This window comes from Negativicoccus succinicivorans (assembly GCF_014207605.1).
In the GTDB taxonomy this organism is placed as follows: domain Bacteria; phylum Bacillota; class Negativicutes; order Veillonellales; family Negativicoccaceae; genus Negativicoccus; species Negativicoccus succinicivorans.
Genome location: NZ_JACHHI010000001.1, coordinates 143,715 through 169,948 on the forward strand (window position 1 = coordinate 143,715; position 26,234 = coordinate 169,948).

26 protein-coding genes, 5 tRNA genes and 1 riboswitch are annotated in these 26,234 nt (G+C 46.7%); of the genes, 30 read left to right on the forward strand and 1 reads right to left on the reverse strand.

Annotation, left to right across the window (positions count from 1 at the left end; translation table 11 throughout):
• The first annotated feature begins 7 nt into the window (after positions 1-7).
• From HNR45_RS00760 to HNR45_RS00875, 24 genes are all read left to right on the forward strand, one after another.
• A complete protein-coding gene (locus tag HNR45_RS00760; RefSeq protein ID WP_159821991.1) occupies positions 8-2,038 on the forward strand; it encodes a DUF5693 family protein in 2,031 nt (676 codons plus the stop codon).
• Positions 2,025-3,143, forward strand: a complete 1,119-nt coding sequence (gene csaB / locus HNR45_RS00765; protein ID WP_159821989.1) for a polysaccharide pyruvyl transferase CsaB — start codon at positions 2,025-2,027, stop codon at positions 3,141-3,143. Before HNR45_RS00760 ends, csaB begins: the two co-directional genes overlap by 14 nt.
• The gene (locus tag HNR45_RS00770; protein ID WP_159821987.1) at positions 3,124-3,957 is read left to right on the forward strand and encodes a transketolase; all 834 of its coding nucleotides are present in this window, start codon (positions 3,124-3,126) and stop codon (positions 3,955-3,957) included. Before csaB ends, HNR45_RS00770 begins: the two co-directional genes overlap by 20 nt.
• Positions 3,957-4,898 carry a transketolase family protein gene (locus tag HNR45_RS00775; protein WP_024048856.1) on the forward strand — a complete coding sequence of 314 codons (942 nt, stop codon included), beginning with the start codon at positions 3,957-3,959 and terminating at the stop codon, positions 4,896-4,898. The genes HNR45_RS00770 and HNR45_RS00775 overlap by 1 nt, the downstream gene beginning before the upstream one ends.
• The gene (gene ftsE, locus HNR45_RS00780; protein WP_159821985.1) at positions 4,898-5,578 is read left to right on the forward strand and encodes a cell division ATP-binding protein FtsE; all 681 of its coding nucleotides are present in this window, start codon (positions 4,898-4,900) and stop codon (positions 5,576-5,578) included. Before HNR45_RS00775 ends, ftsE begins: the two co-directional genes overlap by 1 nt.
• Positions 5,568-6,455 carry a permease-like cell division protein FtsX gene (gene ftsX / locus HNR45_RS00785; protein ID WP_159821983.1) on the forward strand — a complete coding sequence of 296 codons (888 nt, stop codon included), beginning with the start codon at positions 5,568-5,570 and terminating at the stop codon, positions 6,453-6,455. Before ftsE ends, ftsX begins: the two co-directional genes overlap by 11 nt.
• A gap of 75 nt (positions 6,456-6,530) precedes the next feature.
• Positions 6,531-7,589 (forward strand): murein hydrolase activator EnvC family protein, encoded by a 1,059-nt coding sequence (locus HNR45_RS00790; RefSeq protein ID WP_260399101.1) that lies wholly within the window; start codon positions 6,531-6,533, stop codon positions 7,587-7,589.
• Positions 7,589-8,719, forward strand: coding sequence for a S41 family peptidase (locus HNR45_RS00795; protein WP_159821981.1), 1,131 nt, complete (start codon positions 7,589-7,591; stop codon positions 8,717-8,719). Before HNR45_RS00790 ends, HNR45_RS00795 begins: the two co-directional genes overlap by 1 nt.
• 113 nt (positions 8,720-8,832) lie before the next feature.
• Entirely contained in the window at positions 8,833-10,113 is a 1,281-nt protein-coding gene (obgE, locus tag HNR45_RS00800) for a GTPase ObgE (protein ID WP_159821979.1), read from the forward strand.
• A 2-nt stretch (positions 10,114-10,115) separates the two neighbouring features.
• Complete coding sequence (gene yhbY, locus HNR45_RS00805) at positions 10,116-10,412, forward strand: ribosome assembly RNA-binding protein YhbY (protein ID WP_159821977.1); 297 nt, start codon at positions 10,116-10,118, stop codon at positions 10,410-10,412.
• Positions 10,409-11,530 carry a glutamate 5-kinase gene (gene proB / locus HNR45_RS00810; protein ID WP_159821975.1) on the forward strand — a complete coding sequence of 374 codons (1,122 nt, stop codon included), beginning with the start codon at positions 10,409-10,411 and terminating at the stop codon, positions 11,528-11,530. Before yhbY ends, proB begins: the two co-directional genes overlap by 4 nt.
• A 1-nt stretch (position 11,531) precedes the next feature.
• Complete coding sequence (locus HNR45_RS00815) at positions 11,532-12,770, forward strand: glutamate-5-semialdehyde dehydrogenase (protein WP_159821973.1); 1,239 nt, start codon at positions 11,532-11,534, stop codon at positions 12,768-12,770.
• 140 nt (positions 12,771-12,910) lie between these two features.
• Complete coding sequence (gene nadD, locus HNR45_RS00820) at positions 12,911-13,522, forward strand: nicotinate-nucleotide adenylyltransferase (RefSeq protein WP_306769711.1); 612 nt, start codon at positions 12,911-12,913, stop codon at positions 13,520-13,522.
• Positions 13,512-14,099: a bis(5'-nucleosyl)-tetraphosphatase (symmetrical) YqeK gene (gene yqeK, locus HNR45_RS00825; protein WP_159821969.1), complete on the forward strand. Its 588-nt coding sequence runs from the start codon at positions 13,512-13,514 to the stop codon at positions 14,097-14,099. Before nadD ends, yqeK begins: the two co-directional genes overlap by 11 nt.
• Positions 14,096-15,013, forward strand: coding sequence for an LCP family protein (locus tag HNR45_RS00830; protein ID WP_034436374.1), 918 nt, complete (start codon positions 14,096-14,098; stop codon positions 15,011-15,013). The genes yqeK and HNR45_RS00830 overlap by 4 nt, the downstream gene beginning before the upstream one ends.
• Positions 15,014-15,025: 12 nt before the next feature.
• Complete coding sequence (gene rsfS, locus HNR45_RS00835) at positions 15,026-15,379, forward strand: ribosome silencing factor (protein ID WP_159821967.1); 354 nt, start codon at positions 15,026-15,028, stop codon at positions 15,377-15,379.
• Positions 15,351-16,232 (forward strand): CvfB family protein, encoded by an 882-nt coding sequence (locus HNR45_RS00840; RefSeq protein WP_235020560.1) that lies wholly within the window; start codon positions 15,351-15,353, stop codon positions 16,230-16,232. Before rsfS ends, HNR45_RS00840 begins: the two co-directional genes overlap by 29 nt.
• A 3-nt stretch (positions 16,233-16,235) precedes the next feature.
• The gene (trkA, locus tag HNR45_RS00845) at positions 16,236-17,573 is read left to right on the forward strand and encodes a Trk system potassium transporter TrkA (RefSeq protein WP_034436369.1); all 1,338 of its coding nucleotides are present in this window, start codon (positions 16,236-16,238) and stop codon (positions 17,571-17,573) included.
• Between the two features lies 1 nt (position 17,574).
• On the forward strand, positions 17,575-19,077 hold the full coding sequence (locus HNR45_RS00850; RefSeq protein ID WP_159821963.1) for a TrkH family potassium uptake protein: 1,503 nt from the start codon (positions 17,575-17,577) through the stop codon (positions 19,075-19,077).
• A gap of 53 nt (positions 19,078-19,130) precedes the next feature.
• A tRNA-Asp gene (locus HNR45_RS00855) sits at positions 19,131-19,206 on the forward strand.
• A 16-nt stretch (positions 19,207-19,222) separates the two neighbouring features.
• Positions 19,223-19,298: transfer RNA gene (locus HNR45_RS00860), tRNA-Phe, on the forward strand.
• 4 nt (positions 19,299-19,302) lie between these two features.
• Positions 19,303-19,377 (forward strand) — tRNA-Gly (locus tag HNR45_RS00865).
• A gap of 4 nt (positions 19,378-19,381) precedes the next feature.
• Positions 19,382-19,455 (forward strand) — tRNA-Cys (locus HNR45_RS00870).
• A gap of 5 nt (positions 19,456-19,460) precedes the next feature.
• A tRNA-Leu gene (locus HNR45_RS00875) sits at positions 19,461-19,549 on the forward strand.
• A gap of 316 nt (positions 19,550-19,865) precedes the next feature.
• On the opposite strand, the gene HNR45_RS00880 is transcribed toward HNR45_RS00875, so the two are convergent.
• A complete protein-coding gene (locus tag HNR45_RS00880; protein WP_159821961.1) occupies positions 19,866-21,572 on the reverse strand; it encodes an Rqc2 family fibronectin-binding protein in 1,707 nt (568 codons plus the stop codon).
• 94 nt (positions 21,573-21,666) lie between these two features.
• Here HNR45_RS00880 and dapF point away from each other — a divergent pair, with 94 nt between their 5' ends.
• From dapF to metK, 6 genes are all read left to right on the forward strand, one after another.
• Positions 21,667-22,539 (forward strand): diaminopimelate epimerase, encoded by an 873-nt coding sequence (gene dapF, locus HNR45_RS00885; RefSeq protein WP_159821959.1) that lies wholly within the window; start codon positions 21,667-21,669, stop codon positions 22,537-22,539.
• The gene (gene remA / locus HNR45_RS00890) at positions 22,520-22,789 is read left to right on the forward strand and encodes an extracellular matrix/biofilm regulator RemA (protein ID WP_034436343.1); all 270 of its coding nucleotides are present in this window, start codon (positions 22,520-22,522) and stop codon (positions 22,787-22,789) included. The genes dapF and remA overlap by 20 nt, the downstream gene beginning before the upstream one ends.
• On the forward strand, positions 22,786-23,430 hold the full coding sequence (gmk, locus tag HNR45_RS00895; protein ID WP_159821957.1) for a guanylate kinase: 645 nt from the start codon (positions 22,786-22,788) through the stop codon (positions 23,428-23,430). The genes remA and gmk overlap by 4 nt, the downstream gene beginning before the upstream one ends.
• A 2-nt stretch (positions 23,431-23,432) precedes the next feature.
• Positions 23,433-23,645 carry a DNA-directed RNA polymerase subunit omega gene (gene rpoZ / locus HNR45_RS00900; RefSeq protein ID WP_159821955.1) on the forward strand — a complete coding sequence of 71 codons (213 nt, stop codon included), beginning with the start codon at positions 23,433-23,435 and terminating at the stop codon, positions 23,643-23,645.
• Entirely contained in the window at positions 23,645-24,853 is a 1,209-nt protein-coding gene (gene coaBC, locus HNR45_RS00905; RefSeq protein WP_159821953.1) for a bifunctional phosphopantothenoylcysteine decarboxylase/phosphopantothenate--cysteine ligase CoaBC, read from the forward strand. Before rpoZ ends, coaBC begins: the two co-directional genes overlap by 1 nt.
• A 24-nt stretch (positions 24,854-24,877) precedes the next feature.
• Positions 24,878-24,972, forward strand: a riboswitch (SAM riboswitch).
• Positions 24,973-25,017: 45 nt separating this feature from the next.
• Positions 25,018-26,205: a methionine adenosyltransferase gene (gene metK / locus HNR45_RS00910; RefSeq protein WP_276529514.1), complete on the forward strand. Its 1,188-nt coding sequence runs from the start codon at positions 25,018-25,020 to the stop codon at positions 26,203-26,205.
• Positions 26,206-26,234: the final 29 nt, after the last annotated feature.

Here is a 26,234-nt window from a genome sequence, read left to right on the forward strand (position 1 = left end):
TGTGCCGATGTTTGGTTATTTGAAAAAGTATGCGATTTTTATAGCATTGTTGGGAATTGCATTCATAGCTGCAGGTGCCATCAATTGGCAACGAATGGTTGTCGAAGACGCCAATCACAGTGTAGAGATGGTTTATGATTACGGGCATGTCACGCAACTTGCGGCAAGCGAAGGTAAAACTGTAGACGAGGCGCTCGCCCTGTTCCGCAAGGCAGGCGTCACGTCTTTTGCCGTTTATGACGCTACCGTTGAAAAACTTGTCGATACCGGTTATGTAAAGATAGTATCCCAACTTTCAACAGAGGATAAAGCGCGCTTAGGCCTGACTCCGGAGGCCATTGTCATGACGGCTACCGGGAAACCGGGTGCAAATGAACGTTTGCAGGAGGCAAGCGAAGATTTGATTTTGCGACTGCCACAAGGCGCCGTGACAAAAGTTACATCCCCGGACGGAAAATTCATGCTGGCGGTTAAGGACATTGACGAAAATGCTCTCAATCAAATGAATCTTGGTATTTCGTCTGCTGAAATAAAAGACATTCAGAACCGCGGTTTCGGCGTGGTTGTACGCCCCAAAAATTATACTGCTATGACTAAGGCGAAGGCGGATCATTTTCTGACACGCTTGGATGCAAATGAACCTGTGCGCGCTATTATTTTTGTCGGCCAGGAAGCATTCGGATACCCGGACCAGATGGATTATATCGGCGAAGGATTAAAGGCACGCGGCATACCGGTGGCGTTGCTGGAATCGCCGACACAGTTGCAATTTGAAAAGCAGCTGGGCGCCGTAGATATGGTGAAACACCTGGACTATTATGGTGTGCGCGCTTATAGTATGTTTCGCGATGAACTGGTGAAATTGAGCGCGGAGGAGGCTTCGCAGCGCCATTTCATCAGCGATACGGAACGCAATATCCGATTGAATTTGTTTTCTACGTATAAACGACCGATTCCCGGCAAGACTCTTTTGGAGTCGGACGCGAGCTACATCGCTTTAACGGCTGAAAAACTACAGGCGCACGGTTACACACTCGGTAAAGCAAGCATCATGCCTCGTTTTCATGAAAGTCGTGCTTTACAGTTGCTCGTATTATTGGGTGTGGGAGCATTAACCGGAGCGGCGTTTTGTGCATTGACGGGAGCGCGCCGAAAAATCGGTTATGGGTTGGCACTGCTTTCATTTATTACTTTAGGAGCTTTGCTTTTCACCCACTGGCAAATTCTTGCTCGTCAGGTAGCAGGCTTGTTGATTGCGGTGACTACGCCGACGGTAGCCATGTACGGCGTTTTCCGTTATTGGCGGCAAGTCGATTGGCACGAAATGGAATCGCGTTGGAGTTTATTCGGGAAAGCGATTGGGCAATTGGCGCTTGTCAGTCTGTTTTCTCTTCTTGGCGGCTGGCTTTTAAGTGCAATATTAGCGGCGACGCCTTTCTTTATGGAAATGGAAATTTTCCGCGGCGTTAAAGCGGCATTTTTATTGCCGGTTATATGTGTAGCTATTTTATATTTACGCATTTTCCCGACGTTTCGCAGTCACGCGTACGAGAATTGGCAAGATTTTCCTGATTTCGCTGCTCGGTTTTTACACCTGCCGGTACGCGTAGGAACCCTGATGTTGGCTGGATTTATCGGCATTGCAGGACTGATTTTCATTGGTCGCAGCGGCCATGAAGAAGGAGTACCGGTATCGCAGTTGGAAATTTCATTACGACGTTTCTTGGAATCAACGCTTGCGGTGCGTCCACGGTCAAAAGAATTCTTGATCGGACATCCGGCTTTTTTGCTTGTACCTCTTGCTTTGGCGAAACGTTGGCCGCAGTGGTTGCACTTCTTATTGGTCATCGCTGCGGGTATTGGCCAAGCTTCGATAGTAGAAACGTTTGCACATATGCGCTCCCCGTTATGGATGAGTACGTTACGGGGTGTGAATGGTGTATTGATTGGTATCTTAGTAGGGGTTATTGTGATTCTAGGAACTTATGTGTTAAGTGCATTGAACGGATACAGGAGTCGGGCGAATGAAGAGGCCTAGCATCCTTATATCCGGTTATTACGGATTTGGAAATGCCGGCGACGAAGCGATGCTGACGGCTATTTTGGGCGCATTGTATGAACGTGAACCCAACGCAGTGGTGACCGTCATATCCGGCAATCCTGCACGCACACGTGAAACCCATGGCGTACAGGCCATTTCACGCCTGGCAATGCCCAGAATTTTACGTGAAGTAAGTCGTTGTGATTTATTGATCAGCGGCGGTGGCAGTTTGTTGCAGGACGTAACGAGTAAACGTAGCTTGTATTATTATTTGGGCATTATCCGTCTGGCACTTTGGTGTAAAAAACCGGTATTCTTATATGCGCAGGGCATCGGCCCGTTGTTCCGACCGGCGGCGCGCAATACGGTACGAGATGTCTTAAATCGCACGCAAGCGATTACCGTTCGAGATAAAGGATCGCAAGAACTTTTGACTGAACTGGGTGTTACAACCCCACCGATTACCGTGACAGCGGACGCCGTGTTGGCGATGCATCCGGGGGATCCTGATATCGGCCGCATGTTAATGCGACGGTACGGTATTTCCGGCATTGCACCGAAAATCGGTGTGTCGGTGCGTGAATGGCGTGGAAACGGTCAGTATAAGCAGAAACTTGCACAAGCCTGCGATGAATTACAGCACCGGACAGACGGCCAAATTATTTTTGTACCGATGCAGTATCCGGAAGATAAAGTTGCGGCTGAAGATATTGCAAGTGCCATGAAGAAACCGGCTGTAGTTTTGGACGAAGCGTATACCACAGCAGAGCTCATGGGAATTATCGGCGCCATGGATGTGGTAATAGGTATTCGTCTCCATGCGCTGATTTTTGCCGCTTTAATGGGAGTTCCTTCGGTGGGAATTTCGTATGACCCTAAAGTAGATCGTTTTTTGGAAAGCGTCGGTGAAAACGCCATCGCAACCATTGATAATGTGGATGCCGATGCATTGGCAGAACTTACTTTGAAACGTTTACAGCAAGGTATTTCTGATACGGAGCGCAAACAAGTAGCGATCTTGCGTTCCCGCTCGGAAGCAACAGCAGATTACGCACTCCGGTTATTGGGAAGGGAGAAGCATAATGACAGCACTCACAGATAAACAATTTAAAGAGGTCACAACCTTTGCCCGGCAAATGCGTCGTGATATTTTAAAAATGGTGACAGACGCGAAAAGTGGGCATCCCGGCGGATCACTGTCGATTACCGATTTGCTGGCATTGCTTTATAACGTGGAAATGAATATCGATCCCATGGATTCGCATCGTCCGAATCGTGATCGCTTGGTTCTTTCCAAGGGTCATGCTGCGCCCGGCTTGTATGCTGCCTTGGCCGGAAGAGGTTTTTTTGCCAAAGAAGAGCTTTGGCATTTGCGCAAAATTGATGCCATGCTGCAAGGCCATCCAGACATGAAGCATACGCCGGGGGTAGAAATGACGACAGGCTCTCTTGGACAGGGCTTCAGTGCAGCATGCGGCATGGCCTTGAATGCAAAGCTTGAAAATGACTTGTATCATACGTTCGTTATTGTAGGTGACGGTGAATCGCAGGAAGGGCAAGTCTGGGAAGCCGCAATGTTTGCGGGCCATTATAAACTGGATACCTTGACGGCATTTATCGACTTTAACGGACTGCAAATTGACGGTAAAATTACCGATGTTATGTCGCCGTTACCATTACCGGATAAATTCCGCGCCTTTAATTGGCATACTATTGAAGTGGACGGTCATGATATCAATGCGCTGCACGAAGCAATTACCGAAGCGCGAGAAACAAAAACTATGCCGACTGCTATTATTATGAAAACCGTAAAAGGCAAAGGAATTTGTGAAATGGAGAATCAGGCAGGTTGGCACGGCAAAGCTCCATCGCTCGAAGAATACAACTTGTATATAAAAGAATTGGAGGATGAATAATGGCCAAAGCAACGCGCGATGCATACGGCGAAATCCTGAAAGAATTGGGGGCCGAGAATCCAAAAATTGTTGTTTTGGATGCTGATTTATCTTCGTCTACCAAAACAGCAGAATTTAAAAAAGTCTTTCCTGAACGGCATTTCAACTGCGGTATTGCCGAGCAAAACATGATGGGGGTTGCCGCAGGTTTTGCGACAACGGGAAAAATTCCCTTTGCTTCGACGTTTGCTGTATTCGGCGCCGGCCGTGCCTACGAACAAATCCGAAATTCTATTTGCTATCCTAAGCTCAACGTTAAAATTGCGGTGACGCATTCCGGTCTGACTGTCGGTGAAGACGGAGCGACGCACCAGATGCTTGAAGACATTTCATTGATGCGTACATTGCCGAATATGACAGTAACCGTTCCCGCGGATGCCGCCGAAACGAAGGCTATTATTCGCTGGGCCGCTGACTATGAAGGTCCGGTTTATATTCGTATGGGGCGTGCCAAAGTGGAGGACGTTATGCCCAAAGGCTGTACGTTTACACCGGGCAAAGCGACATTATTGCGTGATGGCGCCGATGTAACGCTTATGGCGTGCGGCGTTATGGTGGCACCGGCATTAGAAGCAGCGGAAATTCTTGATGCGGAAGGCATTTCGGCAAGAGTGGTCAATGTGAGCAGCATTAAGCCGATTGACGCGACGGCCATTCAGGAAGCGGTCAAGATGACCGGTGCGATTGTTTCCTGCGAAGAACACAATATCATTGGTGGTTTAGGGGCGGCGATTGCCGAAGTGTTGGTACAATCTACGCCGGCGCCCATGGAAATGGTAGGTACTAAAGATACTTTCGGGGAATCCGGAACACCGGATGCGTTGTTGGAGAAGTACGGTTTAACGGCAGCACATATTGTACTAGCCGCGAAACGTGTTATCAGCCGAAAGAGTAGGGTATAATGATCCGCTTTGAAAAAGTTACCAAACGATATGGTACTAACATCGCGTTGCGAAATTTAAATTTACATATTGAAAAAGGTGAGTTTGTCTTTCTCGTCGGACCGAGTGGGGCGGGAAAATCTACTTTTATTAAGTTACTTTCCCATGAAACAGTGCCGGATGAAGGCAAAGTTTTCGTCGACGGAATTGAAGTCAACCGTTTGAAAAAAAGCAAGATCCCGTATCTGCGTCGTAAGCTTGGGATTGTTTTTCAGGACTTCCGCCTTTTGCCGAACAAAACGGCATTTGAAAATGTCGCTTTTGCTTTAGAAGTCATGGAAGTTTCGCGCACCGAAATCAAGCAGAAAGTACATAATGCGTTGGAACTTGTCAATCTGACAGCTAAAGCCAACCAATTACCCGCCAATTTGTCGGGGGGGGAACAGCAACGTGTAGCGATTGCCCGCGCACTGGTTAATCGCCCGGTGGTATTAATCGCCGATGAGCCGACAGGAAACTTGGATCCGGCTACAGCACAAACCATTATGGAGTTGTTTAACCACATCAATCATCTCGGCACCACAATTATCATGGTGACGCATGCCAAAGAACTCGTTAATCGTATGCATAAACGTGTTTTGACGATTGAAGACGGAGAGATTGTTCGCGATGTACAGAAAGGGGCTTACGATGAAATTTAGAACCTTTTTGTACTTCCTCAAAGAAGCATTTCGTTCGTTCTTTCGTAACGGCTGGATGACAATCGCTTCGATTTTGACAGTGACCTTATCTCTGTTTATCTTAGGTATGTTCATGACTACGGTCTGGAATTTAAATCACGCTGCTTCTTACCTGGAAAATCAGGTGGAGCTGAGTGTGTATTTAAAAGACGGGCTGACGTCAGAGCAGATTCATGCAGTGGAACAGAAAATTAAAAGCGTTCCTCAGACCAAATCCGTGGTTTTTGTAAATAAGGATCAGGCACTCGCGGAATTTAAAGATCGCTTGGGTGATCAAAGCTACCTGTTGGACTCGTTAAATGGTAATCCGTTGCCATCTTCATTTACGGTTGTTTACGAAACACCTGAAGGAGTTCATCACGGTGCAGAATTATTTGTGAACTATCCGGAAGTGGAAAGCGTTCAATACGGACAAGAAACGATTGAAAAATTATTTCAATTCACTCAGATTGTTAGAATCGGCGGAATGATTTTAATTATCTTCCTGGCCTTTGCTACTATTTTTATCGTTTCCAATACGATTCGTTTGACCGTTTACGCACGGCGTAAAGAAATAGAAATTATGAAATACGTCGGCGCCACTAACGGATTTATTCGTTGGCCGTTCCTTTTAGAAGGCATGATTCTCGGTACAATAGGCGCCATTTTTGCAGGCGTTAGCTTGTGGCAATTGTACGTATCGGCTCTGCGGGAATTAGTTGCCAATGGATTTGCATTTTTGCCCTTGATTCCGGTATATCCTTTTATTGCGCAAGTGGCAGCCATTTTACTTGTGGCCGGTATTTTGATCGGCGTTGTCGGCAGTGCGATTTCGGTGCACAAGTACATGAAGGTATAGCTTATGAGACGATGGAAAAAAGGAGTAGCATGGCTTCTAATATGGGCGTTCTGTCAAGGGTTTGCAGTACCTTCGTTGGCAGAAAACTTAGAAGCTGAGCTTTCTGATGTTCAATCACAAATGAATGAAGCGCAGCACCGTAAAGAACTTGCCGAGGAGCAAATCGGTTCTGTTTCCGAACTGTTGCGTCAGATTCAAAGTGAGCTGGATGTGGCTTTGAATGAGTTGCATGCAATAGAGGTGCAGCAATCGCAAGTCAATGCTCAAATTCAGCAAACTGAAGTGGAACTCACTGCTGCGCAAAAGCGCTTGGACGAACGTGAACGGATTTTAAATAAACGCTTGCGTGACGTGTATATGCACGGCAAGCTGAATTATTTAGAAGTTATTTTAGGTGCGAAAAACTTTACCGATTTCGCCAATCGCTTGGAATTTTTAAAACGAATCGTTTCGGCCGATCTGAATTTGATTACGGAAATTCGCGCCGAACGTGAGCTTATTTTGCAGAAAAAACAGCAGTTGGAAGTACAACGTCAGCAGTTGGCAAAACTGCAAGCCGAAGCGGAAGCAAAGAAGACAGTTGTCGAAAATAAAAAACAGGATCAACTGATCGTCTTAGCACGCTTACAGGATGAAAAGGCGTTAGCAGAAGCGTCTTACGCGGAATTACAAGCCACCAGTCAGGATATAGAAGCACGCATTAGAGCGCGGCAACAACAAGGTGCCAGCGCCGGACAAGTTGTGCATGGCAGTGGTGTTTTCATTTGGCCGACAAGCGGTCCGATCACATCGCCGTTCGGCTATCGTATTCACCCGATTTTTGGCACGCAGATTTATCATTCCGGTATCGATATCGGAGTTGATACCGGTACGCCGATTATGGCAGCGGATAGCGGTGTCGTCGTTGAGGCGGATTGGCTCGGTGGTTACGGCTATGCCGTCGTTATTGATCATGGGAATGGCTTGAGCACTTTGTATGGACATAATTCCGAGCTGGCGGTCTCGCCGGGGCAGAGCGTGCAACAGGGACAGGTTATAGCATATGCAGGATCTACCGGTTATTCGACCGGACCGCATTGCCATTTTGAAGTGCGTGTTGACGGTTCCCCTGTGGACCCGATGGGATATCTCTGATGAAACAGGCATGGGGCTTTAAATACCTGCTGCGTACACTGGTGACGGGGATTGTTTTTGCTATTTTGGTTTTATTGGCAACATCCTATCTTCTGTTTGGCAGTGTTGAAGATGGCGTGCGATTTACGCGTGTGTTGCTTACGGTACGGCATGATTACGTCCATCGCCCCGATCCGGAGCAATTGACTGACGGGGCTATTGGCGGTATGGTGCAAAGTTTGAATGATCCGTACTCCTACTATTTGCCGGCCGGTGAGTTTACCCGTTTTACGCAGTCCATAGAAGGAAAGTTCGTGGGTGTCGGCATTATTTTAACAACCGACAGTGAGTTTCCTCGCATCATGCGGGTTTTACCCGGTGGAAGTGCGGAAGCAGCGGATGTTCCGGTAAACGGATACATTGTTGCTGTAGATGGGGAAACAACTAAGGGAATGCCATTGCCTAAAACAGTGGAAAAAATCACCGGCCCTGCGAATACACAAGTAACGATTACGGTACGAAGTGATAACGGGGACCGAGATTTTACGTTGAAACGTAAAGAGTTTTCTGTTCCGACGGTAACGCATGAGATGATGCCCGAGCAGATTGGCTATTTACGTATCGGTCAGTTTACGGAACATACCCCGGAGGAAGTAAACCGGGCGCTGACGGAATTAAAATATCAGGGTATGCAGCGTCTGGTCTTGGATTTACGCAAGAATCCGGGAGGCTCGCTGGCAGCCGTAACGGCGGTGGCGGATCACTTTGTGTCGCAGGGGGAATTGGTACGAATTGTGCCGCGTTCCGGTAAAACCGAGGTTATCAAAGTGAACGGCAGCAACGAGCGCGTGCCTCTTGTGGTTTTAATTGATCATGACAGTGCGAGCGCCAGTGAAATTTTAGCAGCAGCGATTCGGGATCACCAAACCGGCATCTTGATAGGCACGACAACGTATGGGAAAGGGACCGTACAAAGCGTGCTGCCGGTCTCCGATGAGACAGGACTGCGTTTGACGATCGCAGAATATTACAGCCCGAATGGAAGCAGTATCAACGGGTATGGTGTCACGCCTGATATCGACTTGGGAGAAAAAGTGGATACACCGCAAGCACTGCAGATAGCTATTGAAGAAGTCAAAAAAATCAAATAGAGGCGATAGGTGCCTCTATTTGATTTTTTTGAATGAATTATGTAACATGAAATTAATTTAGTAGAAACTATTACATTAAGCGCTTCATGCGCTTTCAAGAAAGGCGGAACAAGATGTTTATCGACCGCGCAAGAATTTTAATAGAATCAGGTTCCGGCGGCAACGGGATGAGCAGTTTCCGTCGTGAAAAGTATGTACCCAAAGGCGGCCCGAGTGGTGGTGATGGCGGGCACGGCGGTGCTGTCATTTTACGTGCAACGCGCAACATGAACACGTTGATTGATTTTCGCTATCGCAGGATTTTCAAAGCAAAACCGGGTGAAAACGGGCAATCAAGCAATAAATTCGGAAAAGATGCCAATGATTTATACATTGATGTTCCCTTGGGAACATCTGTGTATGATGATGAAAGTGACAAGTTGTTGGCCGATTTAGTAGCGGACGGCGAAGAGTATGTTGCACTTAAGGGGGGACGCGGTGGCCGCGGAAATGCGCGCTTTGCTACCAGCGCCAATCGGGCACCAAAATTTGCGGAGCAGGGGGAACCGGGACAGGAACGTTGGTTGCGTTTGGAATTAAAAGTTTTAGCCGATGTGGGAATTATCGGGTATCCGAGTGTGGGTAAATCCTCACTGATTCGTAAAGTATCCGCCGCTAAACCGGAAGTAGCCGCGTATCCGTTTACTACACTTACGCCGAGTTTAGGTGTCGTTCGTTTGGATGAAGAGAGACAGTTTGTAATGGCCGATATCCCCGGCCTCATCGAAGGTGCCAGCAAAGGTGTCGGCTTAGGACACCAGTTCTTACGTCACGTGGAGCGCAGTAAAGTGTTGTTGCACATGGTGGATATCACTGGTTCTGAAGGGCGAGATCCATTAGAAGATGTTGAAATTATCAACACCGAACTGGCATTATATAGTGATCTGCTGCCCCAAAAACGCCAATTAATTGTTGCGAATAAAATTGATGCTTTGTCCGACGTTGAAGAACTGAGGAATTTTACGAAAATACAAACAGAAAAAGGGCGCGAGGTTTTTCCTATTTCCACTGTGACCGGCGAAGGGATTCCCGCATTGCTGCAGCGGACCTGGGAAGTTTTGCAAGAGGTCGCAATGGAAGCGCAGGAAGAGCCGGCCGTCATTGATGAAGCGATATATGATGAAACACCGCAACCCGATTTTACGGTGACGCGTGGTGATGATGCTGCTTATGAATTACATGGTCGACGGATCGAACGACTGGTTGGTATGACAAATTTTGACGATGATTACTCCGTATTGCGTTTCCAAAAAATTTGGCGCTATATGGAACTTGATGAATTTTTGCGTGAGCATGGCGTGAAGCAAGGCGACACCATTCGCATCGGTGAAGTAGAATTTACTTTTGAGGAGTAATTATGCTAACAAATCAGCAGAAAAAATTTTTACAAAAATTGGCCATGAACATAGATCCGGTGGTACAAATCGGTAAAAACGGTTTGGAGGACACAGTCATTGAAAGCGCGCGTAAGGCCATTGCCAAACGCGAATTGATTAAGGTTAAAATCCATCAGAATTCGCCGGCGGAAAAAGAAGAAACAATGAATGTGCTAGCGTCTGCGTTACATGCTGAAAAAGTACAACAGATCGGTGGGACAGGTGTGTTTTTTCGCGCGAAAGAAAAAGACTCCAAGATTGAGTTGCCTGAGTCATGAACCGGGACTTTCAGGCTGGTAAACGCATTGTTGTGAAAGTGGGCAGTAGCTCTATCACACATGAAACCGGCATTATCGATCTGGCTAAGATTAATGCGCTGGTGTATGATCTGGCAACGCTTGCCGCGGAAGGCTATGAAGTGGTTTTAGTGTCTTCCGGCGCTGTTGCGGCAGGGATGCCGGCATTGAAAATGATTGAACGGCCGCAGCGCTTAGAAGAAAAGCAAGCTGCGGCAGCGGTCGGGCAAGGACTCTTAATTCATATGTATGAGGCAGCGTTTCAGGCTTATGGTATTACCGTGGCGCAAGTTCTTTTGACCAAAGGAGACTACTTACATCCGCGGCGATATATGTATGCGCAACGAACATTGCACTCTTTGTTGCAATTTGGTGCTTTGCCGATCGTCAATGAAAACGATACGATTGCCGTCGATGAATTTAAGGTTGGCGACAATGATAATTTGGCAGCGATGGTCGCGAGTATTATCGGCGCGGATATGCTCATTATTTTATCGGATGTAGATGGTCTGTATACGGCCAATCCGATGACAGATCCTGAAAGTACACTTATTTCTGAAATTACGCAGATTACGCCGGCGGTTTTGGCATTGGCACAGGGCACAGGGAGCAATCGTGGAACCGGCGGCATGCTTACTAAACTGGAAGCGGCAGATATTTGTATTCATTCGGGCGTCCATATGCTCATTTGTGCATCCGATGAGCCGCATGTAGTAACGCGTGCCGTACATGGAGAAAACATCGGCACTTGGTTTAAAGCACGTAAAGTCCATCCCCAAATGCGTAAACGACAATTACTGTTTGGTACGCAGATGAAAGGCACACTGTTTGTGGATGAAGGTTGTAAAGAGGCTATTTTGCAACATGGTTCCAGCATTTTACCGATCGGTATTATCGGGGTCGAGGGAACGTTTGAAGAAGGTGACGGCGTTTCAATTCGCTACCAAGGACAGGAGATCGCTCGTGGAACAGCTGCATTAACCAGTGAAGAATTGATGCAGGTCAAGGGTGTACATTCAGCTGATATTGAAAAACGATTGGGATATACGCCGCGCTTTTTGGTTGCGGTGCACCGAGACAATTTGGTGCGGAAGGGGTAATATGCGAGCGGCAGACTATGGAATGCGTGCACAGGCGGTCAAAAATCATTGCGCAAGCTTGACTACGGAAACTAAAAATGAATTGTTACGTGCTCTCGCAGAACGTTTACAAGTTTCGATGGCCGAAATTCTGGCGGCTAACGAACAGGATCTTGCCGCTACTCATGGACTTTCCAGTGCAATGCAGGATCGGTTGCGTTTAACTGCCGAACGAATTGAAGCGATCGCACAGAGCGTAGAGCAGGTAGCAACATTGCCGGATCCGTTAGCTGATGCACAAGAAAAACGTATCTTTACAAACGGTCTTACTCAATATAAAGTCACCGTTCCTTTTGGTGTGATTGCGATTATTTATGAAGCACGTCCTAACGTAACGATTGATGCGGCGGCGTTGGCTTTGAAATCGGGCAATACGGTGATTTTACGAGGTGGCAAAGAAGCGCAACATACAAATCTGGTGTTGACTCAATGTGTGAGGGACGTTTTGCACGACGCCGGGTTGCCGGAAGATATAGTACAATATGTTCAGACTACCGACCGCAGCCTGGTGGGAGAACTTCTACGGGAGCGTTCCACCATTGATTTGGTGATTCCCCGCGGTGGACGTGGTTTGATTCAGTTTGTGCTGGAAAACAGCACGGTTCCCGTCATTGAAACCGGAAGCGGCATTTGTCATGTATATGTGGATAAAGCGGCGGATCCGATGAAAGCAACGGCGATTGTAATGAACGCCAAAACCCAACGGCCCTCGGTTTGCAATGCACTGGAAACGTTGCTGGTACACCGTGCTGTAGCGCCGCAGTGGCTACCTGTTATAGCAGAAAAACTTACTGCAGCAGGAGTGGAGCTGCGGGGGGATGAAGCAACATGCCGATACGTTTCCGGATGCAGGCCGGTTACCGCCGAGGATTGGGCGACCGAATATAATGATTTGATTCTGTCCGTTAAAGTAGTAGATGATTTGGATGCTGCACTTGCTCACATTGCGAGGTACGGTACGCGCCACAGTGAATGCATTATCAGTGAAGATAGGCATGCCATCGAACGTTTCTTACGCGAAGTCGATGCGGCAGCAGTGTATGCGAATGCTTCCACGCGTTTTACAGATGGTTTTGAATTTGGCCTGGGCGCGGAGATCGGGATCAGTACGCAAAAACTACATGCACGCGGCCCTATGGGATTGGAAGCTTTAGTGACATATAAGTATTGTCTTTACGGTACAGGACAAGTAAGGTCCTGATGTTGCGTAGATGGAAGATTTGGTGGAACTATCACCTCAGAACTGAAAAAGGTCGTCATGATGCCAAAGAATACATACTGCTCATCGTTTTTTTGGTACTGTTGATTGTGATTTTGGGGATAGGAAGATAGCTTATGACAATGCCGCAACGAATCGGAATTTTCGGTGGGACATTTAATCCCATTCACCTTGGCCATTTAGTAATCGCGGAAGCGGCCTGGCAAGAATATGACTTGGCTAAAGTGGTATTTGTTCCGGCTTCGCATCCACCGCACAAACAGCAAGACTCAGATGTCGCGCCGAATGAGCTGCGATATGAGATGGTGCGTTTGGCGATCGCCGACAACCCGCATTTTGACATTTCCGATGTCGAATTGCGACGTGAAGGACTGTCTTATACGGTAGACACGTTACGGTATTTTCACACGCAATATCCCGCCGGCACCGAATTTTATTTCATTATCGGTACGGATACATTGGAACAATTACCGACCTGGAAGTACATAGATGAATTGATTGAATTATGCCATTTTGTGAGCGCGTTGCGGCCTCATTACCAGGTCAACCGGGAACATCTTACGGAACGATTTGGGGATTTGGCGCAAACTCGCATCCATTATTTGGCAACGCCGCAATTGGAAATTTCCGCGACAGATTTGCGCAGGCGTCTTTGCAGAGGTCAGTCTGTACGCTATTTAATGCCGGACCCCGTACGGCGCCGGCTGACAGAAAAGGGAATTTATGACTGTTAAAACAGTTTCCACGAAAGAACTTCGTAAAAAAATGAAAGAATTACTTTCCGAGAAGCGATATCGTCACTCTCTGGGAGTAGCTCACACGGCAAGCGTTCTGGCGCAGCAATTCGGCGGCGATCCCAAACAGGCGGAACGCTGCGGCCTGGTTCACGACTGTGCAAAAGAAATGTCACTTACAGAAATGCAGGAGTTATTGGCAGATCAAAAGCAACAAATTTCGCCGATGATGTGGCATATGCGCAGCTTACTGCACGGTCCTGCAGGTGCTGTATACGCAAAAAATAATTTCGGTTTTACGGACCCTTTAGAATTGGCCGCCATTGCGTATCATACTACGGGGCGAGAGGCGATGAGCCATCTTGAATTAATTATATTTGTAGCCGATTACATTGAACCGACGCGTGAATATGACGGTGTTGAACAGATCCGCGCAATAGCCAAAACGGACTTGCGCAAGGCTGCTTTAGCGGGTATCGATTCGACTATTCGTCATCTTTTGAATTTGGGACAGGAAATTTATACGCCGACAGTAGACGTGCGTAATTATTTAATAAAGGAAACGCAGCACGCATGAATGACAAAAGAATAAAGCATCCGCAGCGGCGACGTAAGAAACGCAGAGGTTGGCGTTGGCGGTTAAAATGGATGGTCATCTTGTTGCTCTTTTTGTTTTTGATCGGTGCAGTATATTGGTTCGGACAGCAAAAAGCACCTGGTAACGCCACGAAAGAGCTGGAGCAAGGAACGGCAGATACACCGATTTATATTTTGGCAACGGGGATTGACCAAAGCGACCCGAAAGCGGCGGATACCATTATGCTCGTTGCCGTTAACTTTCAAAAACAAACCGCGGCCGTGATTTCCCTTTTCCCAAATATGGGAACACCTACCGAAGACGGACATGTACCGCTTTTAAAAGATGCGTATACGGCGGGCGGGATAGCAGCATTAAAAGAACAGGTAGAGCGCTCATTTCAGATTTTTATTCCCTATTATGTGACACTTGACGAAGCACATTTTGCATCTTGGCTTGATACTCGGGGCCCGGTATCACTGTATGTGGAAAAAAACATGGAACACGATGACGGCGTGACTACACCGATTCGCTTGGCACAAGGCTATCAGGAACTCGACGGTAAGCAAGCGGTTGCCTACTTACGTTATCGCGACGATGTTGCCGGTGAACTGGGGCGTACCCAGCGTCAGCAACGATTTTTGAAAGCATATCTTGCGCAATTGCAAAAGCAATATAGTTGGGTAAATTACATGTATACGTATTTTTCGTGGCATCACTTCGCTAGCAATATTTCGGCCGGTGACGGAGCGAAGCTGGTGTATGAATTGACGAAAATGCCACCTGAAAACATTGCTTTTTACATCGTACCGGGAGAACCGCAAACAGCAGGAGAAATCCATTACTGGCAGGTAGATCCGATTGGCAGTCAAACGTTGATCGGCAAAACCTTGACTACGAATATGGCGGAATAGGAAGGAGATAATATGGAAATTAAGCAATTAACGGAACAGATTGTAACCTTACTGGAAAGCAAAAAAGGCAAACAAATCAAAGTTTTAAATATGGAAGGCATCACTGCCTTGGCCGACTATTTCATTTTGGTAAATGCAGGTAATAAAAAGCACTCACAGGCATTGGCTGACGAAGTAACTAAGTTGTTAACTGATAATAATGTGGAACTTTTGCGAGAAAACGGATACCGTGAAGGAACCTGGATTTTGCAAGATTTCGGATCGATTATTGTCCATATTTTTGTGCCGGAAGAACGCACTTACTATGATTTGGACACAATGTGGGGAGACGCCAAAATTGAGCAGCAAATCAGCGGGGCCCAATAACGTAACGCTAAAAGAAAACACACTTGTCTCTCTTAAGGTCGCGCGTACCGGTGAACTGGGAGCTTTTTTGGATGCCGGCACCGGAAATACTTCGGATGATATTCTGTTGCATCATGATCAACAAACGGCTCCGGTCGAAGTGGGAGACATTGTTGATGTTTTCTTGTATCATGATCCCAAAGGCAGGTTGACCGCAAGCATGCGCTTACCCCGCATTCAGCCGGGCCAAATTGCATATGCTGAAGTAATTCAACGGACGCGCTTTGGAGCATTCGTTGATTTGGGAACCGAGCGCGGTATTTTTTTGCCGTTTGCCGAAATGAAAGGAAATCTCCAGGAAGGTGATCGTGTTTGGATTCGCCTTTACGAGGATAAATCCGGTCGACTGGCGGTGAGCATGGATGTAGGTTTAGCCATGCAATCCATTGCCAAACCCAGCGAAGGGATTGAACGAGGCGATGAAGTGACGGCGGCGATTTATAATATTACCGCCGACGGAGCATTGGGAATCACGCCGCAAAAATATTTGGTCTTTATTCATCGCGATGAATGGGACCACACGATTTTGGTAGGAGAAATGGTCAAGGCTCGGGTTACGTTCGTGCGCGAAGACGGTCGCTTGAATGCCTCGTTACGAGCGCAAAAAGAAACGGCCATGACCACGGATGCGGCCACGATCCTTGCCTATTTGGAGGCGCGCGGTGGCGTCATGCCGTATACGGATAAGACCGATCCTACAGTGATTCGCCGACAGTTTAAACTCAGTAAAAGTGCGTTTAAACGTGCGCTCGGGCACTTAATGAAACAGGGAAAAATTACGCAAGATAATGCGCAGACACGCTTAGTGGAGTGAATTATGAAGATTGTGATTATCGGTGCCGGCAAAGTGGGATACACGCTTGCCCAGCGCTTGACGGAAGAAGATCATGATGTCATCCTCGTAGATGAAAATTCCGAGCGGATTGATTTGATTCGCAGTTATCTGGAAGCCATGCTAATGGTAGGCAACGGAGCTAATCCCGGCCTGCTTATGGATATCGGTATGGAAGATACGGAACTTTTTGTTGCGGTGACCGATCGTGATGAAGTAAATCTTTTATCCTGCTATATTGCTAAGCAATTGGGAGCGACACAAACCATTGCCCGTGTTCGTGCCAAAGAATACATCCTGCAAAATAATAATCCGGCGTTGGCTTCACTTGGTCTGAATCTCGTTATTAACACGGAAATGGTTACTGCCAATGAAGTAATGCAGATTATCAAGATGCCGAATGCCTTGGATGTTGAAAACTTTGCGAATGGCAAAGTTAGACTTTTGGAAATTAAAGCACGCGATAATGAAGACATGTTGGGTAAACGAATTCGCGACTTGGAAATTCCCGATAAGGTTCTTATCGGCGGAATTTTTCGGCATGGACGTATGATCATTCCGAACGGTGATGATACGCTTCAAATGCTTGATAACGTTTTCTTCCTTGGCGAACGCAAAGCGATCGAAGGGCTTGAAGAAGAACTGGCGACGACTCGTACGCGAATCCAAAATGTTTTGCTGGTGGGCGCAGGACTGGTTGGCCGTAATTTGGCTATTCTTTTAGAGAGAGCCGATTATCATGTCAAAGTTATTGAAAAAGATTATGAGCGCTGCGAGCTCCTTTCGGCGGAAACCGACAACGTGATCGTCATTAATGGTGACGGCACTGATGTCGATCTTTTGCGTGACGAGGAAGTGGGCGATTATGATGCGATTGTTTGTTTGACCGATGATGATAAACTCAATTTACTCGTCGCATTAATGGCACGTCATTTTGGTGTTCAACGAACTCTTGTACGTGTCGGACGACCCGAATACATAGACTTGATGGAACAAGTTGGGATCGATATCGTATTTTCGCCGCGTTTACTGACTTCGAACGAAATTTTACGACAGATTCGCAAAGGGGAAGTGCTTTCCATCAGTAGTTTTGAGGACTCGAAGGCGGTTGCTTTGGAATTGAAAGTAACCGAGCAAAATCCTCTTGTGCATCGTCCGTTGGCGGAAATTAATTTGCCGGGGACAACCTTACTGGCAGCTATTGTTCGCGGTGAGGAAACGATAGTACCAAATGGACGTACGGTGTGTGAGCCGGGCGATCAAATTGTACTATTCACACTGCCGGAATATAGTGATGCGGTAATTTCGTATATGGAAGCATAGTATGAATAAAAAGATGAAAGCCGTTTGTGCCTTGTTAGGGAAAGTGGTTATGGTGTTTTCCCTTGTCATGCTGGTGCCTTTTTTCTATGGCATTTGTATTAACGAGTGGATTTGGCCGCTTTTCTTTAGTGCTTTAATTACATTGGCATTGGGAATATTGATTGACCGCAACGGTCAAAAAATCACATCCATTTCACTTAGTCAAGGGTTCGTACTGGTTTCGTTTACTTGGATTTTAGCCTCCTTGGTGGGCGCACTGCCCTACTACATGTGGAATGAACTTCCCAGTTTCGTGGATGCGCTTTTTGAATCGGTTTCCGGCTATACGGCGACCGGTGCTACCGTGATTTTGGACGTCGACGGGATGCCACGTCCGTTACTGTTGTATCGCAGTATGACACACTGGTTTGGCGGTATGGGGATCATTATTCTTTTGCTCGCGTTTCTGCGCAGCTTAGGGCCGGAGGCAGCGAACCTTTTTAATGCCGAAGCAGCGATTAACGGCTATGGTCAAATTATGCCGCGCATTCGCAAATACGCCATTACGCTGTGGGGAATCTATTGCCTTTTTTCGGCCGTATTGTTTGGGCTCTTATGTTTGGCGGGAATGCCGATTTTTGAAGCGCTGAATTATGCTATGTCGATTATTGCAACCGGCGGCTTTGCGGCTCGCAGCGCCGGAACGTTTATTTATGAAGAAAATTATGTCATTCAGGCAATTTTTATTTTATTTATGGTTCTTTCCGGCGGTAACTACGGTCTGTATTATTTAGGGTGGAAAAAAGGGTTTCGCCTCATTTTTAAAGATACCGAATTTCGAGTGTATATTTCCATTTTGTGTGTAGGCGCGTTAGTTATTGCGAGCACACTCTTTTTCAAGCAAAATACTACGATTTTAGAGAGTTTAATGGATGGATTCTTCACCATGACATCCATGCAAACCGGCTCAGGGTTTGCAGTAGCTGATTATGATCTTTGGCCCCCGTTTGCCAAAACTATTTTATTTATTGTCATGTTTATCGGTGGCTGTTCCGGATCCACGACCGGCAGCGTCAAAGTGATTCGCTACATTTATATCGGTAAAGCCATTTGGGCCTATTTGCAGCAAATGATTCATCCCGGTATGGTAAAAGTAGTCAAATATAATGGGGAGGCGGTACCGAATAAAAAAGTTATGGTAACGCTTATTTTCTTCATCTTGTACATTTTGATTTTGTTTACATCGACATTATTGGTAACCTTGACCGGCATGCCGATTATGGAATCTCTGACGGGAGTTGCCAGTACTTTGGGTAATGTCGGCTTGGCGTTCGGCCATTTAGGACCGACCGGTTCGTATGCATTGGTACATCCCTGGGCCAAGGTCGTATTTATTGTCGACATGTTGTTGGGACGCTTAGAGCTACTGACCTTGCTGGTCATGTTGCATCCCGGCTTTTGGTCGAACTTTTTGCGCAAAGACAAAAAGCGCTTACAGAATGCAAAAAAGCGACGCTACTTGTAATGAAATCTTGACACTGTACAGGAAAACCGATATACTATCAAAGTAAGTCTTGCGGCCCGGTGGTGTAGTGGTTAACATGCCGCCCTGTCACGGCGGAGATCGTCGGTTCAAATCCGATCCGGGTCGCCATTTTCTTTTTTTATTTGCCTCGGTAGCTCAGTCGGTAGAGCAGAGGACTGAAAATCCTCGTGTCGGCAGTTCGATTCTGCCCTGAGGCACCATCATGCGGGAATAGCTCAGTGGTAGAGCATCGCCTTGCCAAGGCGAGGGTCGCGAGTTCGAATCTCGTTTCCCGCTCCATTGTGGCGGCATAGCCAAGCGGTAAGGCAGAGGTCTGCAAAACCTTTATCCCCAGTTCGATTCTGGGTGCCGCCTCCACATTTGCCGGGGTGGCGGAACAGGCAGACGCAACGGACTTAAAATCCGTCGAATCGAGAGATTCGTACCGGTTCGATTCCGGTCCTCGGCACCAATTTTTGGTCATAAGATTTATTACGAAATAAAAACCGATTCATGCGAATCGGTTTTTTTGTTGCCCCAAATGGCACGAATAAATATGCTGCGAATCAAAAATCGTAGCCGAAGTTTTTAATAGAAACGATTTTGAGTGACATCAACACGCATCATAAATACACAATGACATGATGCGTGTTGTAATATGCTCAAATCAATAATTTATTAAGGATATAAAAGTTTTACGAGTAGCAAGAAATTTGTTCTTAGAGTTGATGAAGCCTTAGTAATAGGACAAAATAATTTACAAAAAAAGAACCGATTGATACGGTTCTTTAACTTTCTTTTTGCGGTGGGACAAGCAACGTTTTTTGGTGAGTATAATGCACAAATCCGGGTGGCGCGCCTTGTGGCTTTTTGATGTATTTACGCAAGGTATAATCGACTTCGACCTTCGGGGCTGTTTTGGCTTTGCTGTAGTACGCAGCCAGTTGCGCCGCATAGGTAATGACCTCCTCGGTGAAGGACTCACCGGGATTGGCAAAAATGATAACGTGCGAGCCTGGAATTTCTTTGGCATGGAGCCAAAGGTCATCAGGACCTGCCGTTTTGAGAGTCAAGGTTTCATTTTGCACATTGTTGCGTCCGACCTCAATCCGGTAACCGTCGTAGTTCAGTGACAGCGGTTGCGATTTTGTGTTTAATGAACGATGATTGTGATTCTTTTGCTTTTTAGGCCGCAAGGCATCCAATTCGTTTTCTAAATCGGTCAGTTCCGGTACTTGCAAAGACTCCTCAAGAAAATACGCAAGGGAATCTAAATACCGGAGATTCTGCTCCGATTTTTTCAAAAAAGGCAAAGCCTGTGTTTTTCTTTTTTTCAAACGATTATACCGCTTGTAATAAAGTTGCGCATTTTCCGCCAGCGACCATTCCGCGCGCAGAGGTATGGTAACATCTTCCTGCTGATCGGAAAGCAAATTGGGAAGTGTAATTTTTGTGCGATATTCATGTGGTAAATACGCATGAATAGACAAAAGATCACCGTATAATTTGTCAGTTTCAAGACGATCCGTTTCCGCCATTTCCCGGCGGATTTTTTGTTGCTTAGTGCGCTCCTTTTTTTGCATAGAGCGAATACGTTGGCGCAGGCGTTGGATGCGTTCTTCGTATTGCGAAAAAAGTTCTGCAGAGGCGAACGCCTGATTAGGATTGGAAAATTCTGCGACTTTATCCATCTGCCATTCCGAAAATAGGAAAGGGGACAGCCACGCTTCGCGGCCACGCTTATAAAAATATACGTTAGATTGCGTCATGAAAAGTTTCTGCAATGTTGCCAAGCATGTCATCAACTCTTTTTTTGACGCAGAGGAAAGCTCTGCCAACGTCATTTCCGGAACGAGTTGTAAGCGTGTGTTTAACAGCCTGGTTAACGGACGAGAAAAACCGTTAAAATAAGTGGCAAGTGTTTGTGTAAGAGTGAGCTCCTGTGGTAATTCGTCGATTAAGTTCAATATTTCCTGTGGTGTCAATTCGAGCCAGAATATTTTTTCGCTGTGCGGCGGTTCACTATAGGTTTGACCGGGAGTGAGGTCACGGCGCGAAGAGGGCTTGCGATGTAACGCATCGATAACTTGTCCGTCAACAGTTAATACCAGATTTGGTGCATTCGGAATCAGTTCTAATTCGAGCTTTTTAGAGACAATTTTTCCTTGGGCTTCAATGCGCTGAAATGTGGCGGTGACCCATTTATCACCATAGCGTGCTGCAATTTCCGTAAGTGTGGCGCCCTCCAGATGTTTGCGTAAAACCATGCAAAAATTGTTGGTAGGAGTATTGTTTCCTGCCGGCTTTTTATGACTCCACCAAGTTCGTGGCGATGACTGTAAGGAGACTTGCCAGGCGCGAGTACCTCTAGGCAAAAGCATTGTTAAGCTGAACGTGGATGTATCTAAAATTCGAATGTTGCCGAGCTTTGCGCCTTGTAATTCTTCTTTTGCAAGTAAAGCCCATTTTGTAAAAAGCAAACTGTCAATATTCATCTAAACCTTCCATTTCCTCCGTCTATATCTGCTAAGTCTCTTCATTTTACATCAGTTACTGAAAATGGTAAAATAGCTTAAATGGAGGTATTGTATGCAGTTTACAAAGTGGCATGGTTTGGGAAACGATTTTGTTTTACTGGACGGACTTATTGAAGAAGTGGTGATAACACCTTCTTTAGCACGCCAACTATGCGATCGTAAACGCGGCATCGGCGCAGACGGTGTAGCGATCATACTGCCTCCCGAAAATTCTCACTATGATTTGGAAATGCGGATTTATAATGCGAACGGAACTATTGCGGAAATGTGTGGCAATGTAACCCGTTGTGTGGCTGCCTATGCAACACAGCAGCAGCCGGACAAAAAGCATTGGCGTATTTTGACAGTTGCCGGAGTCATGCAAGCGGATGTGATTGACCATACGCCGCAGGAATCAGAGGTTACCGTGATTATGAGCGTACCTAAATTACGACGCGGTGACATCGGTATAACTGCGGATAAGGAGCAACCTGCGCAAAATATTCAAATTAATCTCGACGGAAAGGCGCTTACATTTACCGGTGTTTCTATGGGAAATCCGCACGTTGTTACATTCGTTGATGATGTTGATACAGTGCCGGTGGGAGATTGGGGGCCTCGGGTCGAAACCAATCCGCTATTTAGCGAAAAAACGAATGTGGAGTTTGCGCAAATTTTATCTCCGAATGAAATCCGCATGCGTGTTTGGGAACGCGGTGTAGGCATTACGGAAGCGTGCGGAACAGGTTCATGTGCAGCATTGGTAGCAGCTGTTGCCAACCAACTGATAAAAGATACAGCGACGTTAATTTTAGACGGCGGACGGCTGCAAATAACTTGGCCGGGTGTTGGCAAGCCGGTACAAATGACAGGTCCGGTAGTAGAGGTATTCAGTGGCGAATATAAAGGAATCGGAGAAAACGATGATAAATGTACGATTAATTAATATCGGATTTGGCAATATGGTATCTGCCGGTCGACTGATGGCAATTATCAGTCCGGAATCAGCTCCCATCAAGCGTATGATCCAAGAAGCCCGCGAAGAGAGCATTCTGGTGGATGCAACGTATGGCCGGAAAACGCGCGCCGTTCTGATTATGGACAGCGGACAGATTATTCTATCGGCCATCCAGCCGGAAACAATTGCCAATCGCTTACATGAATTCGGCGAAGAATGGGATGAAGAAAAAGAATGAGTGCGGCGCACAAACATGACGAAGGCGTACTTTTAGTGGTCTCCGGTCCTTCCGGTGCAGGAAAGGGCACGATTTGTGATGCGCTGCGCCGACTTCATCCGGAAATTCGTTACTCTATTTCGGTCACTACTCGGCCACAACGAGTAGGTGAGGTTGACGGGGTCAATTATTTTTTTACTTCCGTCGATAAGTTTAAAGATATGCTGCAACAAGATGCCTTCCTTGAATATGCCGAAGTTTATAACAATTACTACGGCACACCGAGAAAGCAAGTACTTGATTTGGTTCATGAAGGTAAAACGGTCTTACTTGAGATCGATATTCAAGGCGCAATGCAGGTCAAGAAAAAATATCCCGAAGGGATTTTTATTTACATTGTCCCGCCGTCTTTACAGGAGCTTTCTCATCGTCTATATGCTCGGGATACTGATTCCAAAGAAGTGATCCAAATGCGTCTTGCGAAAGTGATTAGCGAGCTTGAGTTGGCGCACCAATATGACTACATCGTTGTCAATGATAAATTGGATGAGGCCGTAGACAAGGTTCGCGCCATTATGGTGGCAGAGCGTTGTAAACTGTCTCGTAATAAAGAGCAAATCGATACTATTTTTGAAAAGTATATTACCAGGGAGGTTATGTAGTTATGGTATTCCCATCAATTGATGACTTATTGAAGCGTGTAGATAGTAAATATACCTTAGTTTCTATGGTGGCTAAACGAGCACGCGAACTTACCGAAGGCGCTGAGGCCTTGGTAGAAGCGGATGCGAAAAAGCCGACAACGATTGCTTTAGAAGAAATTTATTACGGTAAAGTCAAGAAAGCGGCTACCCATCCGGCGGGAAATATACAATAATGGGACGCTTACAAGGGAAAAAAGTAGTTCTTGGTGTAAGCGGCGGCATTGCTGCTTATAAAGCACTTTTTTTGGTTCGAGAGCTGCGTCGACATGGCGCGGAAGTTCATGTGATTATGACGGAACACGCAACGAAGTTGGTGACGCCGCTTTCTTTTCGTGAACTTTCCGGTCAGCCGGTTACGACAACGATGTGGGGAGAGATTACCCATTGGAATGTAGAGCACATTGCTCTGGCCAACTTGGCAGATGTTTTCGTCTTGGCACCGGCGACCGCAAATTTAATTGGCAAAGTAGCCAACGGGATTGCCGATGATATGCTGACGACAACCGTAATGGCAACAACTGCCCCGGTAGTTGTCGTGCCGGCGATGAATACCCGGATGTATGAAAATCCTTTTACGCAAAGCAATTTACAAAAGTTGGCCAGTGCGGGCTATACCGTCATCGAACCGGAATCGGGAGATATGGCTTGCGGCACAAACGGTAAGGGGCGCTTCCCGGCCGTAGAGACAATTGTTGCCACCATTGAAAGAGTGGCATCGCAAGGTTTGTTACGAGGTAAAAAAGTGGTTGTCAGCGCCGGTGGAACACGCGAGGCTATTGACCCGGTACGCTATCTCTCCAACCGCTCCAGTGGCAAAATGGGGTATGCGGTAGCCGCTGCTGCAGCTTGGCAGGGAGCCGAAGTGGTCTTGGTCAGTGCGACAACATCGCTGCCGGAAGTTCCCGGTGTACGTACCGTTCATGTCAATAGCGCGCGGGAAATGAAGGACGCCATTGATGCCGAATTTGATACTGCCGATATTGTCGTCAAAGCGGCAGCTGTTGCGGATTATCGCCCGGCGAAAACCGCATCTCAAAAAATCAAAAAACAGGACGAAGATATGCAAATCAAGCTGGTACGCAATCCTGATATTTTATATGAACTGGGCCAACGTAAAAAGCAACAAATTTTGATCGGGTTTGCGGCGGAAACCCAAAATGTTTTGGAATATGCCAAGGGCAAATTGATCAAAAAAAATCTGGATATGTTGGTGGCCAATAACGTAGCGGCCCCCGGCGCCGGCTTCCAGACGGATACTAACATCGTAACGTTCGTCTATCGTGACGGCAGTCACGAATCTTTGGATATCATGACTAAAGACCGGGTAGCGGAAGAGATCATTAAACGGGCCGCGGAATTGGTGAGCGCTTGCAAAAAATAGCATAATATCATAAAATAATAACTGTACTCATCCAGAGTGGTGGAGGGATTCGGCCCGCAGAAGCCACAGCAACCGGTTCAATTCGGTGCTACATCCGACAGGCAACTGGAAGATGAGGGAAATCCCTCATGGAGGGATTTTTTTATGCAAAAGGAGCGAATATTTTGGCAGAAAGAGAATTTTTCACTTCGGAATCGGTAACGGAAGGACATCCGGATAAAATTGCCGATCAAATTTCAGACAATATTTTGGACGCGATTTTGGCACAGGACCCGGATGGACGAGTTGCCTGTGAAACAGTAGTCAGCACCGGTTTAGTACACGTTGTTGGTGAAATATCAACATCTTGCGATATTGATATCAATAAAATTATTCGTGAAACGATTCGGCGCATCGGTTATGATCGTGCGAAATATGGATTTGATGCGGATACTTGCGGGGTGTTGGTGTCGATTGATGAACAGTCGCAAGATATCGCTATCGGTGTAGACAGCTCGTGGGAAGCAAAAGAAAAAAGTGAAGACCGCTTTGACGAAATCGGTGCCGGGGACCAAGGCCTGATGTTCGGCTATGCAGTTCGCGAAACGCCTGAATTGATGCCGTTGCCGATCTCGTTAGCACATCGTTTGGCGCGACGTTTGGCGGAAGTTCGCAAGGACGGTATTTTGCCGTATTTGCGTCCGGACGGTAAAACACAAGTAACAGTAGAATATGTGGATGGTAAGCCGGTACATATTGATACAATCGTTATCTCGACACAGCATAGCCCCGAAGTAGAGATAAAAGAATTACGTGACGATATTATCGAGCAGGTCATCAAGCCTATTTTGCCGGATAACTTGTATGACAATAAAACGAAGCTCTATATTAATCCTACAGGGCGCTTTGTCATTGGCGGTCCGCAAGGGGACGCCGGCTTGACCGGTCGTAAAATTATTGTGGATACCTATGGCGGGATGGCTCGTCACGGCGGCGGTGCATTTTCCGGTAAAGATCCGACAAAGGTGGATCGCTCGGCTGCCTATGCAGCACGCTATGTGGCGAAAAACATCGTTGCGTCGGGGATTGCGGATCGGTGTGAAATTCAGCTGGCATATGCGATCGGTGTAGCACACCCGGTATCGATTTTAGTTAACACCTTCGGCACGGGTAAAGTTCCCAACGAAAAAATCACAGATCTGGTTCGTACTCATTTTGATTTACGCCCGGCAGCGATCATTCATGATCTTGATTTAAAACGACCGATTTATGCACAGATAGCGGCGTATGGCCATTTTGGCAGAACGGATATTGATTTACCCTGGGAACACACCGATAAGGCAGATAAATTGCGTAAAGATGCGGGATTATAAGAAGACGGTACATGCCGTCTTCTTTTTCA

Excerpts from the sequence above, each read along its gene's own strand:
- proB (WP_159821975.1), top strand. The coding sequence starts at position 10,409 with ATGAACCGGGACTTTCAGGCTGGTAAACGCATTGTTGTGAAAGTGGGC.
- rpoZ (WP_159821955.1), top strand. The coding sequence starts at position 23,433 with ATGGTATTCCCATCAATTGATGACTTATTGAAGCGTGTAGATAGTAAA.
- HNR45_RS00775 (WP_024048856.1), top strand. The coding sequence starts at position 3,957 with ATGGCCAAAGCAACGCGCGATGCATACGGCGAAATCCTGAAAGAATTG.
- coaBC (WP_159821953.1), top strand. The coding sequence starts at position 23,645 with ATGGGACGCTTACAAGGGAAAAAAGTAGTTCTTGGTGTAAGCGGCGGC.
- ftsX (WP_159821983.1), top strand. The coding sequence starts at position 5,568 with ATGAAATTTAGAACCTTTTTGTACTTCCTCAAAGAAGCATTTCGTTCG.
- HNR45_RS00830 (WP_034436374.1), top strand. The coding sequence starts at position 14,096 with ATGAATGACAAAAGAATAAAGCATCCGCAGCGGCGACGTAAGAAACGC.
- rsfS (WP_159821967.1), top strand. The coding sequence starts at position 15,026 with ATGGAAATTAAGCAATTAACGGAACAGATTGTAACCTTACTGGAAAGC.
- dapF (WP_159821959.1), top strand. The coding sequence starts at position 21,667 with ATGCAGTTTACAAAGTGGCATGGTTTGGGAAACGATTTTGTTTTACTG.
- HNR45_RS00795 (WP_159821981.1), top strand. The coding sequence starts at position 7,589 with ATGAAACAGGCATGGGGCTTTAAATACCTGCTGCGTACACTGGTGACG.
- HNR45_RS00770 (WP_159821987.1), top strand. The coding sequence starts at position 3,124 with ATGACAGCACTCACAGATAAACAATTTAAAGAGGTCACAACCTTTGCC.
- csaB (WP_159821989.1), top strand. The coding sequence starts at position 2,025 with ATGAAGAGGCCTAGCATCCTTATATCCGGTTATTACGGATTTGGAAAT.
- obgE (WP_159821979.1), top strand. The coding sequence starts at position 8,833 with ATGTTTATCGACCGCGCAAGAATTTTAATAGAATCAGGTTCCGGCGGC.
- gmk (WP_159821957.1), top strand. The coding sequence starts at position 22,786 with ATGAGTGCGGCGCACAAACATGACGAAGGCGTACTTTTAGTGGTCTCC.
- ftsE (WP_159821985.1), top strand. The coding sequence starts at position 4,898 with ATGATCCGCTTTGAAAAAGTTACCAAACGATATGGTACTAACATCGCG.
- nadD (WP_306769711.1), top strand. The coding sequence starts at position 12,911 with ATGCCGCAACGAATCGGAATTTTCGGTGGGACATTTAATCCCATTCAC.
- yhbY (WP_159821977.1), top strand. The coding sequence starts at position 10,116 with ATGCTAACAAATCAGCAGAAAAAATTTTTACAAAAATTGGCCATGAAC.
- HNR45_RS00815 (WP_159821973.1), top strand. The coding sequence starts at position 11,532 with ATGCGAGCGGCAGACTATGGAATGCGTGCACAGGCGGTCAAAAATCAT.
- yqeK (WP_159821969.1), top strand. The coding sequence starts at position 13,512 with ATGACTGTTAAAACAGTTTCCACGAAAGAACTTCGTAAAAAAATGAAA.
- HNR45_RS00760 (WP_159821991.1), top strand. The coding sequence starts at position 8 with ATGTTTGGTTATTTGAAAAAGTATGCGATTTTTATAGCATTGTTGGGA.
- trkA (WP_034436369.1), top strand. The coding sequence starts at position 16,236 with ATGAAGATTGTGATTATCGGTGCCGGCAAAGTGGGATACACGCTTGCC.
- HNR45_RS00880 (WP_159821961.1), bottom strand. The coding sequence starts at position 21,572 with ATGAATATTGACAGTTTGCTTTTTACAAAATGGGCTTTACTTGCAAAA.
- HNR45_RS00850 (WP_159821963.1), top strand. The coding sequence starts at position 17,575 with ATGAATAAAAAGATGAAAGCCGTTTGTGCCTTGTTAGGGAAAGTGGTT.